The organism is Streptomyces graminilatus (assembly GCF_001418565.1).
Lineage (GTDB): Bacteria > Actinomycetota > Actinomycetes > Streptomycetales > Streptomycetaceae > Streptomyces > Streptomyces graminilatus.
Map to the genome: position 1 here is coordinate 27,079 of NZ_LIQQ01000187.1, position 14,934 is coordinate 42,012.

Below are 14,934 nucleotides of genomic sequence, written 5' to 3' on the forward strand. Positions count from 1 at the left end.
CGTCACTGCTGGGCGGCGTCGAGCGCCAATTGGATGAGCTGGTCGTCGGTCATCGACCCGATCCCGCTGTCGTCCCGCTCCGGTGCCGGGCCCGGGGCGCCGGGGGACCCGGTGTCGGACGGCGCTGTGGTGTCCGGAGGGCCGGCGAGACGCAGAAGGGCTTCCAGCAGGCCGGCCTCCCGCAGCCGTGCGACCGGGATCGCGGCGAGCGACGCCCTCACCCGTGCCTCGACGGGGTCTTCCCCGTCCGCTCCTGCCGGTGCTGTTCCGGCATCCCGAGTGTTCTGCTCGGTCAGCCGGTCCAGCAGATGGCCGGCCAGGCCGGTGACGTTGGGGTAGTCGAAGACCAGCGTGGTCGCCAGGGCGAGGCCCGTTTCCGCGTGGAGCCGGTTGCGGAGTTCCACGGCCGCGAGGGAGTCCACGCCCAGGTCGAGGAAGCCGCGTGCGGTGTCGAGAGACGTCGGCGTGGTGTGCCCGAGGACGGTCGCCAGGTGTTCCTGTACGGCGTCGACCACCGTCTCCAGGCGATCGGCGGGTCGTACGGCCGCCAGCCGTTCACCGAGCAGCGGGCCGGCCTGCCCGACGGCCGGGACGGAGGTGCCGCCGGTGCGGGCCGGTGCCAGTGACCACAGCAGCGGGGACAGGGAGCCGTGGTCCCGGGGACGGCGACGCAGGGCGGCCACGTTCAGCTTGACCGGTACGGTCACGGCATCGTCGCCGACGACCGCGAGATCGAACAGCGCCAGGCCCTGCTCCGTCGACAACTCGCCGATCCCGGCCCGGTTGAGCCGTTCCAGGTCGACATCGGTGAGGTTGCCGGTGATGCCGTCGGCGGGCTGCCAGAGGCCCCAGGCGAGCGACAGCGCCGGCAGACCGCAGGCCACACGATGCTGGGCCAGGCCGTCCAGGTAGGCATTGGCCGCCGAGTAGTTCGCCTGACCCGGGCTGCCGAGGGTCCCGGCCGCCGACGAGAACATCGCGAACATCGTCAGATCCATGTCGCGGGTCAACTCGTGCAGATGCCGGGCGGCGACCGCCTTGGGCCCGAGGACCCCGGGGAAACGCTCCGGAGTGAGCCGGGTGACGACGCCGTCGTCGACGGTACCCGCCGCGTGGATCACCGCACCCAGCGGACGGTCCGCCGGGATCGCGGAGAGCAGGGACCGCAGCGCCTCCCGGTCGGCGACGTCACAGCCGACCACCGTGGCGCGGGCGCCCAGTTCGGCCAGCTCGGCGATCAGCTCGGGCACTCCCGGGCGATCGGGGCCCCGACGGTTGACCAGCAGCAGGTGCCGGGCACCGTAGTGAGCCACGAGGTGCCGGGCGAAGGCCGCGCCCAGCGTCCCCGTGCCGCCCGTGACGAGGACCGTGCTGTGCGGCGGCAGGACCGGCCTCGGCCGGTCGGCGCTTCCCCGGTCGGCGGCCGGTACCAGGCGCGGCACCAGCAGCCGTCCGTCGCGCAGCGCGAGCTGGGGCTCGTCGGTGCCCGTCAGGTCCGCCGGAAGCGGCGCCGCAGACCCCGGGCCCTCGCCGTCCAGCAGGACGAACCTGCCGGGATGCTCCGCCTGGGCGGAGCGCACCAGCCCCCACACGGCCGCGCAGGCCGGGTCGGTGTCCTCGCCGGCCCGGGTGGCGACGGCCCGGTGGGTGACGACCACCAGCCGTGCTCCCTCGGGCCGTTGACCGCTCCGCGCGTCCGATCGCGTGTCCGGTCGCCCGTCCTGATCCGCCGGTTCGTCCGCCAGCCACTCCTGGACCACGGACAGCGCCCACCGCGTGACCTCCTCGACGTCCCCCTCGGGACACACGGCCACGACATCCTTCGAGTCCGGCCGGGCGGACCGCGCGTCATCGGGCAGCGCCGACCAGACCACCCGGTGCAGGAACCGCCCGACGGGCCGGGGGAGGAGTTCCGGAGACATCACACGCAGGGCAAGCGCGTCCACGGAGAGCACCGCGCGGCCGTCGGGGTCGACGGCGTGCAGCGAGACGGTGTCCGGGCCGGAGACACACAGCCTGACCCGGAGCGCGCGAGCGCCCGCGCTGTGCACCGTGACGCCTCTCCACTCGTAGGGCACCCGAGGACCGCCCGGCGCCACGAGGCGCTCGGGCCGGCCGGTCGCTCCCGCGAGGAACAGGGCGTGCAGCGCGCTGTCCCAGAGCGCCGGATGGAGGCCGTAGCCGTCCACCGGCTCGTCGGCGCCCAACTCGACGTCGGCGAACACGTCGTCGCCCCGGCGCCATACGGCCCGTATGCCCGTGAAGGCGGGCCCGTAGCCGTAACCCCGCTCCGCCAGGTCCTCGTAGAGGGAGGAGGCGTCCACGGACACGGCATCCGGCGGCGGCCATGCATCGGCGGCGAAGCCGAGTCCGGTGGCGGCGTCCTCGGGCCGTCGTTCGCCGAGCAGGCCCGACGCGTGGAGTGTCCACGGTTCCTCCGGTACGGCCTGGGCGTGGACGCTCACGGACCCGTCGCCCTCGACGACCAGCCGCAGCCGTGTCCCTTCGCCGTCGGGGACCGCCAGAGGGGCGTGCAGGATGAGTTCCCGCAGGACCGGACGGTCGACGGCACCGCCCGCCGCGCAGACGAGTTCCGCGAGAGCGGTACCCGGAAGCAGCGCCACCCCACCGATGGTGTGGTCGGCCAGCCACGGGTGACCCTCCCGGGTGACGACCCCGCTCATCACCAGCCCGCCCGATCCGGGCAGCCTGGTCGTCGCCCCGAGCAGGGGGTGCTCGGAGACGTCCAGCCCGAGCAGAGCGGGCCGGTGCCGCCCGGGGCGGGCGTCGAGCCAGTAACGCTGTCGCTGGAAGGCGTACGTCGGCAGTTCGACGCGATCGCCTTCGAGTACGGACGCCCAGTCCACCTCCGCTCCGTGCACGTGCAGCTGGGCCAGGGCGGTCAGCGCGGACCGGGGTTCCTCCCGTCCCGATCGCAGCAGCGGCACGAACAGGCGTCCGTCACCGTGGCCGCCGGCGACGCCGACGAGCTGATCCGAACCCACCTCAAGGAAATGGGTCGCACCGGCCGCCCGGAGGGTCGTGAGGGCGTCGTCGAACCGTACGGTCTCCCGCACCTGCCTGGCCCAGTGGTGGTGGTCCAGCAGCGAGGGGTCGACGGTCTCGCCCGTCATCGTGGAGACCCACCCAATCGGCGGGTGACCGCGCTCACCCCTTCCGTCGTGGGGCAGGACGGACGCGGTGAGATCCGTGAACTCGGCCAGCATCGGGTCCATACGTGCCGAATGGAAGGCGTGCGAGACCCGCAGCCGCTTGGTGCGCGCCCCGCGCGAGCGCCACACGGCCTCGGCCCTGAGCACCGCGTCCTCGTCGCCCGACAGGACCAGCGAGTCCGGCGCGTTCACCGCGGCGATACTCACGGCCGGCTCGTTGGCGTCCAGCCATTGCCTCATCGGTGGCTCGGCGGCCTGCACCGCGACCATCGCCCCGCCCGTCGGCAGGCCGGCCATCAAGCGGCCGCGCGCGGCCACGAGCCGCGCCGCGTCGGGGAGCGACAGCGCGCCACAGACATGCGCCGCCACCAGCTCTCCCACGGAGTGTCCCGCGACGAGATCGGGCCGCACACCCCAGCTCTCCAACAGCCGGAAGGCGGCGACCTCCAGCGCGAACACCGCCGGCTGGGTGTAGTCCGTACGGTCCAGCAGCCGCGCCCGGTCACTGCCGGCCGCCGCGAAGAGCACCGTCCGCAAGGGCACGTCGAGATGGCTGTCCAGCACCCCGCACACCTCGTCCAGACTCTCCCGGAACGTCACGTACGAGGCGGCCAGTTCCCTGCCCATACCGATCCGCTGGAAACCCTGCCCCGAGAAGAGGAAGGCGACCTTGCCGCGCCGCGTGGCCCGGCCCCGCACGGCGTTCGCCGGACACCCGCCCGCGGCCAGCTCCGCCAGCCCCCGCAGCAGGTCCGCGCGCCCCGCGCCCACCAGCGCCGACCTGTGTTCCAGTGACGAACGGGTGGTCGCCAGCGACCGGGCGACATCGGCGAGGCGTGCCTCGGGGTGCGCCCGCAGATGGTCCAGCAGGCGTCCGGCCTGGCCGGGCAGAGCGGTCTCGCTTCTGGCGCTCAGGAGCAGGGGCACCGGGTCCGTCGCGTCCGGTTCGCCGTGAACGGCGTCCGCGGGGTCCGGCCCCGTTGTTTCCCGCGCCTGTGGCGGTACCGTCGGCGGCTGTTCGAGGATCACGTGGGCGTTCGTGCCGCCGATACCGAAGGAGGAGACACCGGCGCGGCGCGGGCGGGCGCGGTCGGGCCAGGGCCGGGCCTCGGTCAGCAACTCGACGCCGCCGTCCGTCCAGTCCACCTTCGGGGACGGCTCCTGCGCGTGGAGGGTCTTGGGCAGAACCCCGTGGCGCAGGGCCAGCACCATCTTGATCACGCCGGCCGCTCCGCCGGCCGCCTGCGTGTGACCGAGGTTCGACTTGACCGAGCCCAGCCACAGAGGGTGGTCCCCCAGGTGGGAGCCCCCGTAGGCCGATTGAAGGGCCCGGGCCTCGATGGGGTCGCCCAGCACGGTCCCGGTTCCGTGTGCCTCCACCGCGTCGACATCGGCGGCGGTGAGGCCGGCCCGGGACAGGGCGTCCTCGATGACGCGCTGTTGGACACGCCCGTTCGGCGCGGTCAGACCGTTGCTCGCCCCGTCCTGGTTGACGGCGGAGCCACGGATCACCGCCAGTACGGGGTGTCCGTGGCGGCGGGCGTCGGAGAGCCGCTCCAGCAGCAGCATCCCCGCGCCCTCCGCCCAGCTCGTGCCGTCGGCACCGCTGCCGAAGGACTTGATCCGGCCGTCCGGTGCCAGACCGCGCTGGCGGCTGAACTCGGTGAAGCAGAAGGGGGTCGACAGCACGGTCACGCCACCGGCCAGCGCCATGCTGCTCTCGCCGAGTCTCAGCGACTGGCAGGCCAGGTGCAGGGCCACCAGGGACGACGAACAGGCCGTGTCCACGGTCACCGCGGGGCCCTCGACACCCAAGTAGTGCGCGACCCGGCCCGAATCGACGGCGCCCGTGTTGCCGGTCGCGAGATAGCCCTCCAGCGCGCTCGGCATCTCGGGCAGCCGCTGCGCGTACTCGTGGTACATCACCCCCGCGAAGACCGCGGTGCGGCTGCCCTTGAGCGTCACCGGGTCGATCCCCGCGCGTTCGATGGCCTCCCACGAGGTTTCCAGGAGAAGGCGCTGCTGGGGATCCATGGCCAGGGCTTCCTTGGGGGAGATCCCGAAGAAGTCGGCATCGAAGTCGGCGGCGTTGTCGATGAAGCCGCCGTGCCGCGTGTACGAGGTCCCCGGGGCGTCGGGGTCCGGATCGTAGAGCCGTTCCAGGTCCCAACCCCGGTCGGCGGGAAACGCGCTGATGGCGTCCGTACCCGAGGACACCAGCGCCCAGAGGTCGTCAGGGGTCTCGACGCCGCCCGGAAAGCGGCAGGCCATGCCCACGATCACCACAGGATCGTCGTCGGTGGACAGGACCGGGGCGCCGGTGCCGCCGATGCCGGCGAGAGCCCCGGCATCCCGTTCGCCCTCGGAAGCCCGCGGATCGTGTCCGTCGAGCTGGTCCAGCACATGACTCGCGACGTCCGACGGAGTGGGGTGGTCGAAGACGAGAGTCGGGGACAGCCGCAGACCGGTCGCTTTGCTGACGCCGTTGCGCAGTTCCAGAGCCATCAGCGAGTCCATGCCGAGGTCCTTGAAGCTGCGGTCGGCACCGACGTCGTCACCGCTCCCGTGGTCGAGGATCTCGGCCGCCGTCGTACGCACCAGGTCGAGTACGGCCTCCGCGAGCTCCTCGCCCCTGAGACCGTCCAGCCGTGCACGGGCCGTGCCGTGCACCGGTCCACCCGAGGCGGAAGTCCCGGGGGCGCGTCGACCGGGTGCGGGCATGAGGCCCCGCGACAGGGGACCGGGCTCGTCGTCCGCCCCGGGCGTGCCGGCGCCGGCCACGGCGGGGTCGAGCCGGAGCGGAACCGTCATCGGACGGTCGAGGAGGAGCGCCGTGTCGAGCAGGCGCAGCGCGTCCCGCGCCGCGAACGGCCTGATGCCGACGCGCGCGAGCCGGGACAGGCCGGCGGTGTCCAGGCCGCCGAGCATGCCGCTCCCCTCCCAGGGGCCCCATGCCAACGCGGAGGCCACGAGCCCTTCCTGCCGGCGTCGGTGGGCCAGCGCGTCGAGGAAGGTGTTGGCCGCCGCGTAACCCGCCTGGCCCGCGGTGCCCAGCACACCGGCGGCGGAGGAGAAGAGCACGAAGGCGGAGAGGCCCAGCTCGCGTGTCGCCTCGTGCAGATTCCAGGCGCCCGCCACCTTCGGGGCGAACACTTCGGCGAGACGGTCCTCGCGCTGTGCGTCGAGCACGCCGTCGTCGAGGACGCCGGCGGTGTGCACGACAGCGGTGAGTGGATGGTCCTCGGGGATCCCGGCGAGCAGCGCGCCGAGCGCCGCCCGGTCCGAGACGTCGCACGCGGCGACCCGTGCCACGGCGCCGTACCGGCTCAGTTCGGCGACCAGACCGGCGGCGCTCTCGGCTCCGGGACCGCGTCGCGAGGTCAGGAGCAGGTGCCGTACCCCGTGCGCGGAGACCAGATGCCGGGCCACCTCGCCGCCCAGGGCGCCCATGGCACCGGTGATGAGGACGGTGCCCTCCGGATCCCACGACACCGGGTCGAGCGGAACGGGGACGGCGGGGAGCGGCGTCAGCCGAGGCGCCAGCATCTGCCCCGCGCGCAGCGCGAGTTGGGGCTCGGCGGTGCGCAGGGCGTCCCGCAGGACGCGGGCGCTCTCCGTACTGCCGTCCACATCGATGACTGAGAACCGGCCCGGGTGCTCGGTCTGAGCCGTGCGCAGCAGGCCCCACAGCGGGGACTGGGCGAGCGTGAGATCGTGGTCGTCGTCGTTCGTCGCGACGGCCCTCGTGGTCAGCACGGTCAGCCGGGATCCGGTGAACCGTCCGTCGGCCAGCCACTCCTGGAGCAGACGCAGTACCCGGCCGGTCAACGCCTCGGCGCGCACGGCCGGGTCGTCGCCCGGTTCGGGGGCGAGGGCGACCACGACGTCCGACGGTCCGGCTGCCGCACCCAGCGCGGCGAGATCAGGGTGGACCGGGGCGTCCCGCAGCCCGTCGGGGGCGTCTCCGAGCACCGTGCACACGGCAGGGTCGTCGCCTGTCCCGCTCCTCGCCGGGACGGGCACCCAGTCGACCCTGTGGAGCGCGTCCGACGCGGTGTCCTGCCGTAACTGGTCCCCGGTGACCGGCCGCAACGCCAGCGAGCCGATCTCGGCCACGAGCAGGCCCGCCTCGTCGAAGAGCGTGACCGACACGCGATCCGGCGCGTTCACGCGGAGCCTGCACCGCAGAGCGCTCGCGCCTGTCGCGTGCAGCCGGAGATCCGACCAGGCGAAGGGCAGCTTGAGCGAGCCGTCGGGTCCGCCCAGGTCCATGGCGTGCAACGCGGAGTCGAGCAGCACGGGATGAAGGCCGAAGCGGGTGGCGTCCTCGCGGAGTTCCTCCGGCAGCGCCACCTCGGCGAAGATCTCCCCGTCCAGCCGCCAGGCGGCTCGCAGCCCCTGGAAGGAAGGTCCGTAGTCCAGGCCTCGCTCGGCCAGCGCCCGGTAGGTGTCGGCCAGGTCGACCCGCTCGGCACCCGGCGGTGGCCACACGCCGGCCCAGGAGGCGGGAGCCGGCTGTGACGACTCCGGCCGCCGGGGGGACGTCGGCTTCCGCGAGGGCATGGACCCGGGGCGGCCGAGCGTACCCACCGCGTGACGCGTCCACCCACGCTCGATCGGTGCGTGCTCGGGCATCGAATGGACGGTGACGGTTCGGCGCCCCTCCTCGGTGGCGGGGCCGACCGCGACCTGCACCTGGAGGGCACCGCTGCGGGGAAGCACCATCGGTGCCTCCAGCGTCAGCTCCTCCACCGTGTCCCCGCCCATCAGTTCCGCCGCCTGGCCGGCGAGTTCCACCTGAGCGGCTGCCGGGAACAGCACGCTGCCGAGGACGACGTGGTCGGCCAGCCAGGGGTGGGAGTCGAGACCGATCCGCCCGGTGAACAGGGTGCTTCCGTCACCGGCGATGGAGAGGACGGCACCCAGCAACGGGTGCCCGGACGCGGCAAGGCCCAGCGCGGTGGCCCCGCCGGTGCGGGGCCCGGACGGGGGAAGCCAGTACCGGCGGCGCTGGAAGGGATACGTGGGCAGATCGACCCTGGGCGCTGCCGACGCCGCGAACGCCGCGCGCCAGTCGACGACGGCACCGCTCACGAACGCGGACGCCAGAGCGTCGGTGACGGCACGGGCCTCGTCGCGTCGGCGGCGCAGCGTCGGTATCACGACCGGTTCACGGTGGCGGGCCGCACGTTTCTCGCCGTTCTCCGTACGATCCTCCGCGCGCCGCCCGCCCTCCGGCGCCGGCTCGACGCAGGCCTCCAGGCAGTCGCGCACCATTTCGGACAGGGCTCCGTCGGGGCCGATGTCGACGAACGTCGTCGCGTCCTGTGCCCACAGCCGTCGTACCCCGTCGAGGAACCGGACCGGCTCCCGCACATGCCGAACCCAGTAGTCGGCCGTGCGGAGCTCGGCGGAGCCCGCGAAGTCGCCCGTCAGGGTCGACACCAGCGGGATCACCGGGGCGGCGAACGACAGCCCCTGTGCCACGCGCCGGAAGTCCGCCAGCATGGGATCCATCAACGGCGAGTGGAAGCCATGACTCACCCGCAGCCGCTTGGTCCTGACGCCCCTCTCCGCCAGTGTGTCGGCCACCTCGGTCACGGCGTCCTCGGCGCCGGAAACCACCACCGACCGGGGCCCGTTGACCGCCGCGACGGCCGCCTTGTCCCCCAGGGTCCGAAGAACACTCAGCACTTCGTTCTCCGAGGCGCGTACGGACACCATCGCCCCGGCCGTCACCAGCTCCCCCATCAGCCGGCCGCGCGCCGCGACCAGGGTGCACGCGTCCTCCAGCGAGAGCACGCCGGCCACGTGCGCGGCGGCGAGCTCGCCGATGGAGTGCCCGGCCACCATGTCGGGGCGCAGACCGAACGACTCCAGGAGCCGGTAGAGGGACACCTCGGTCGCGAACAGGGCTGGCTGGGTGAACTCCGTGCGATCCAGCACCCCGGATCCGGCGTCGAGGACCACCTCACGCAGCGACCGCCCGATCGCCGGGTCGAAGTGCTGTGCCGCCTCGTCGAAGGCCGCCCGGTAGACGGGGAACCGGGCGTACAACTCGCTTCCCATGCCCGTCCGCTGGCTGCCCTGCCCGGCGAAGACGAAGGCGAGCGCGCCACCGTCCGCGACACCTCGTGCCAGCCGCCGCACGGGCCTGCCGGCGGCGAGGTGTCCGAGGTCCTCGACCAGGCCGTCCCTGTCGCCCGGGAACAGCACGGCCCTGTGCTCCACCGCCGACCTGCCGACGGCCAGCGCGTGTGCGACCTCGCGCACACCGAGCCCGGCATCGGCCTTCAGCCGCTCCCGGAGCCGCGCCGCCTGCTCGCCCAGCGCGGACGCGGTCCGTGCCGAGAGCACGACCGGGATGTTGTCGGGGTGGACCGGTTCGGGGGGCGGCGCGGCAGGCGGCCCGGGTGCTTCCTCGACGATGACGTGGGCGTTGGTTCCGCTGATGCCGAAGGACGAGACGCCTGCCCTGCGCGGCCGGTCCCGCTCGCGCCAGGGCACGGACTCCGTGAGCAAGGACACCGTGCCCGCGCTCCAGTCGACGAACGGCGAGGGCGTGCCGGCGTGCAGGGTCTTCGGCAGAATGCCGTGACGCAGCGCCAGCACCATCTTGATCACGCCTGTCACACCGGCGGCGCCCTGTGTGTGACCGATGTTGGACTTCACCGATCCCAGCCGGAGCGGGTCCTCCGGCGTGTGCATCTGTCCGTACGTCGCCAGCAGGGCCTGGGCTTCGATCGGGTCGCCGAGCCGGGTTCCGGTGCCGTGCGCCTCGACGACGTCCACGTCACCGGCGGTGAGCCCGGCGCTGTCCAGGGCTGCCCGGATGACACGCTCCTGGGCCGGGCCGCTCGGGGCGCTCAGACCGTTACTGGCTCCGTCCTGGTTCACGGCGCTGCCCCGGATCACGGCCAGCACCCGGTGACCCGCCGCGCGCGCGGTGGACAGCCGCTCCACCACCAGCACGCCCACGCCCTCGGACCAGCCCGTACCGTCCGCCTCGGCGGAGAAGGCCCGGCAGCGGCCGTCCTTGGACATTCCGCGCAGCTTGTCGAACTCCACGAACAGCCAGGGCGAGGGCATGACGCAGACCCCGCCGACCAGCGCCAGCGAGCATTCCTCCTTCCGCAGTGACTGCGCCGCCAGGTGGAGGGCGACCAGTGACGACGAGCAGGCGGTGTCGACGGTGATGGTGGGGCCCTCCAGGCCCAGGGTGTAGGCGAGCCGTCCGGACATCACGCTGGCCCCGCTGCCGGTCACCCGGAGCCCGGTGATGCCCGGTGCCGGCTCGTGCAACGCGGGACCGTACGGCTGGTGGAATCCGCCGACGAAAACGCCGGTGCTGCTGCCCTTCAACGAGAGGGGACCGATGGCCGCCCCTTCGAGCGCCTCCCACGCCGTCTCCAGGAGCACCCGCTGCTGGGGGTCCATCGCCAGCGCCTCGCGGGGCGAGATCCCGAAGAACTCGGCGTCGAAGTCGCCGGCGCCGTCGAGGAATCCGCCCTGTCGGCAGTAGGCCGTCTCCTCGCGTCCGGGCTGGGGACCGTGCTCTGCGTCAAGGTCCCAACCACGGTCACGGGGTAACTCGGCGATGGCGTCGCCCCCGGCGGTGAGCAGGGTCCACAGCTCCTCGGGGGAGGTCACTCCGCCAGGAAGGCGGCAACCCATTCCGACGATGGCGATCGGTTCCATGGCGGAATCGGTGAGTTCCCGGTTCCGCGTACGCAGCCGGTCGGTCTCCTTGAGGGAGGCGCGCAGCGCGCGGACGAGGTCTTCACTGGAGGGGGCGGTCATGGTCTCTTCCTCACGCATCCGTTCCGAGGGTCGCCAGGCGGACCAACCCGCCGGCGTCCAGTCCGTCGATCCCGGCGTCCGGGCCCTGCCCCGCCCCTTCGTCCTCGCGCCGCGCAGGGACGCTCTCGATGTCCCCCTTGTCTCTCTTGTCCCCCTTGTTTGTGGGGTTCTTCTCGGCCAGGCCGCGAAGCACGTCGACCAGGCCGGCCGACCGCAGACGAGCCAACGGGATGGAGGCCAACATCCGGCGGAGGTCTTCGTCCTCGCATCCGGACGTCACATCCGGATCGGCCCTGAGCCCGGCACCGGGCGCGGGCGGAGCGGGCTCCGCCGCTTCGGGGAAGTACTCCACCGCCAGGTGCGCCGCCATCTCACGCGGTGTCGGGCGGTCGAAGACCAGGGTGGCGGGCAGCCGCAGGCCGGTGGCCGCGATGAGCCGGTTGCGCAGTTCCACCGTGGTCAGGGAGTCGAACCCGACGCTCTTGAACAACGCGTGGGCCGGAACACGCTCCCGGGAGGCGTGCCCCAGCACCGCGGCGGCCTGGGTACGGACCATGTCGAGCAGAGCCCGTTCACGCTCGGCGCGGGACAGCCCCGCCAGCCGCTGGACCAGCTGCGGGCCCTTCTGCTCCACCTCGTCCACCGCACGCCGTACCGGCCCCTGGGCCAGCCCCCTCAGCAGCGGTGACAGCGTCCTGCCGGAACGCAGCGCCTGCCTGTCGGGTTTCATGGCCACGAGCAGCGGGTCGTCGCAGGCGAGCGCGGCATCGAACAGCGCCAGTCCCTCCTCGGAGGACATCGCGGCGATGCCGCCGCGGGCGAGCCGCGCCACATCGTTGTCGCTGAGCCCACCGCTCATCCCGCTGTCCCCGGCCCACAGGCCCCACCCCACAGACACGGCGGGAGCGCCGCACGCCCTGCGGTGGTGAGCCAGCGCGTCCAGGAAGACGTTCGCCGCGGCGTAGTTGGCCTGCCCGGCACCGCCGAGCGTCCCGACGACGGAGGAGTACAGCACGAACAGAGACAGGTCCAGGTCGCGGGTCAGCTCGTGCAGGTACCAGGAGGCATCGATCTTGGGCGCCATGACGACATCGAAGTTCTCCGGTGTCAGCGCCGTCACCACTCCGTCGGCCAGCACACCGGCCGCGTGGATCACCCCGGTCAGTGGATGCTCGGGCGGCACCGAGGCGATCAGTGCCGCCAGCGCCTCCCTGTCGGAGACATCGCATGCCGCCACCGTCACCTCCGCCCCGAGCCGGGACAGTTCGGTCTCAAGGTCGGCCACTCCCTCCGAAGCCCTGCCCTTGCGTCCGGTGAGCAGCAGGTGACGCACACCGTGAGCCGTGACCAACCGCCGGGCCGTGTTCCGGCCCAGCGCCCCGAGACCGCCGGTGATCAGCACGGTTCCCCCCGGATCGGGGCGACGCGGGATCGTCAGCACGACCTTCCCCACGTGCCGCGCCTGGGCCAGCTCCTGGAACGCCCTCTTGGCCCGGCGTACGTCCAGGACCGTCAGCGGCAGATGCCGCAGGGCCCCGGACCGGAACAGGTCGAGGACACGGGTCAGCAGTTCCTGGATGTGGTCGGGGCTCAGCTCGGTGAGGTCGTACGCCTGGTAGCTGGTGCCCGGCCAGGTGACGGCCATTTCCGCCGGGTCCCGGAGGTCGGCCTTGCCCATCTCCAGGAAGCGCCCGCCCGGACGCAGGAGGCCGGCGGAGGAATCGACGAACTCACCGGCAAGGGAGTTCAGCACCACGTCCACCGAGCCGAAGCGCCGCGCGAAGTCGAGCGTCCGGGACGAGGCGATGTGCGCGTCGTCGAGCCCCCACGCACGCAGCACGTCGTGCTTGGCGTCACTGGCGGTGCCGAACACCTCGGCTCCCAGATGCCGGGCCAGTTGCACGGCGGCGAGCCCGACACCACCGGCGGCGGCATGCACCAGCACGGATTCGCCCTCGGCGAGACCGGCCAGCTCCACCAGCCCGTGGTACGCGGTCAGGAAGACCACGGGGACCGCCGCCGCCTCGGCGAAGGACCAGCCCTCGGGCACCGGAGCGACAAGCCGGCGATCGGTGACGGCGACCGGACCCAGAGCGTTTGGGATGAGGCCCAGCACCCGGTCGCCGGGAGCGAGGTCGGTGACATCGGGAGCCACCTCCATCACCACTCCGGCCCCCTCCAGACCGGGTTTCTGTTCACCGGTCACGTCCAGGGCGTGCAGCACGTCCTTGAAGTTGAGGCCACCCGCCCGCATCGCGATACGGACCTGACCGGGGCCCAGCGGCTCCAGCGCGTCGGGTGCCGGGCCGAGTTCGAGGTTCTCGAAGGTGCCGCGCACCGGGATGCCCAGCCGCCAGGCAGGATCGGACGGGACGGCCAGGCCGTCGCCGTCGGCCGGAGTCAGCCTCGGCAGCAGCACTTCGCCCGCCCGGATCGCGACCTGTGTCTCACCGGTGCCGACAGCGGCCGGCAACGCCCGCACGGACGCGTCATGGCCGAGGTCGATACGGTCGAGATCGACGAGCGCGAACCGCCCGGGATTCTCCTCCTGGGCCGACCTCACCAGCCCCCACACGGGAGCCGACGCCAGATCGGGCACGACGCCGCCCGCCGCGACCGCGCCCCGGGTCACCAGCACCAACCGACGTCCCTCGAACCGGTCGTCGGTCAGCCACCGGCGAACCGTCCCGTCGACAGCGGCCACGGTCGCCCGCGCCGCGAACGCCCCGTCCGCCGTCCCGTCAGGAAGGGTCACCGGTACCGCGACGACCTGCGGGGCGGTGCCCGCTCCCAACGAGAGCGCCAGCGCGTCGAGATCGTCGTAGTGGGTCACGGTGACACCGGCGGCGGACAGGGCGGCGGTGAACTCCTCGGCCGTCCCGGCCGGCATACCGGCCCCTCGGACGACTCCCCAGGAAGCCTCTGACACGGGGGCCGTGTGCGCTGCCGGCACCGGCACCCAGTCCACCCTGAGCAGCCGGTCGCGGGGGACGGCGGTGGAGCCGGGCGCGGCCAGACGGCCGGTGTCGACGGGACGCAGGGTCAGGGACTCCACCTCGGCTACGGGAGCACCGGTGGGGTCGGTCAGCAGCAACCTCACCGTGGCGGTACCGGTCCAGGTGATCCGGGCACGCAGCTCCGTGGCGCCGGTGGCGTGCAGAGTGACGCCGGACCAGGCGAACGGGAGAAGCATGGTGGCACCGGGAGCGTCGGAATCGTGGTCGGGCGCGGACGCCAGTACGAGCGGGTGGAGGACGGCGTCGAGCAGCGCGGGGTGCACGGCGAACCCCGGGGCCGAGTCCCGCAGTTCCTCCGGCAGCCGGACCACGGCGTGGAGGTCCCGGCCCTCGTGCAGTGCCGACACCAGGTTCCGGAAGGCGGGCCCATAGCCGTAACCGAGGTCGGAGAGCCGGTCGTACAGGTCCGGCGGCGGCTCGGAATCGGCGCCGATGGGCATCAGGGAGCCCTTCCGCCCCCGGGCGTCCGGTGCCTGGGGACCGAGAGTGCCCGAGGCGTGCCGGGTCCAGGGGCGGGCCGACGGATCGGCTTGCGGACCGGCGTCGGGCGCGGCGTGCACGGCGAAGGCGCGGCGCCCGGTGGCATCGGGCGCGCCGACGCTCACCTGGAGGCGCACGGCCCGGTCCGGCGGCAGCCGCAGGGGCGCCTCCAGGGTCAGCTCGTCCACGTACGGCACGTCCAGGCGGTCGCCGGCGGCGACGGCCAGTTCGAGGAACGCGGTGGCGGGCAGCAGAGTGGTTCCGGCGATGACATGGTCGGCCAGCCATGGGTGCCCGCTCAGGGAGACCCTGCTGGTGAACACGGTGTCCCCGCTCCCGGCCAGGTCCACCGCCGTGGCGAGCAGCGGGTGACCGGCCGGGTCAAGGCCGAGCCCGCGCACGTCGGCGGCGGGCTGCGGGGCCAGCCAGAAGTGCTCGCGCCGGAAGGCGTACGTGGGCAGGTC

Annotated in this window: 2 protein-coding genes; both read right to left on the minus strand. The window is 73.2% G+C overall.

What is annotated here, in order from left to right; genetic code table 11:
- Positions 1-2 precede the first annotated feature (2 nt).
- A complete protein-coding gene (locus tag AOK08_RS17300) occupies positions 3-10,973 on the minus strand; it encodes a type I polyketide synthase (protein ID WP_055526543.1) in 10,971 nt (3,656 codons plus the stop codon).
- 10 nt (positions 10,974-10,983) lie between these two features.
- Positions 10,984-14,934 (minus strand): SDR family NAD(P)-dependent oxidoreductase (locus AOK08_RS17305; protein WP_157876706.1); only part of this gene is annotated, 3,951 nt, incomplete at its 5' end.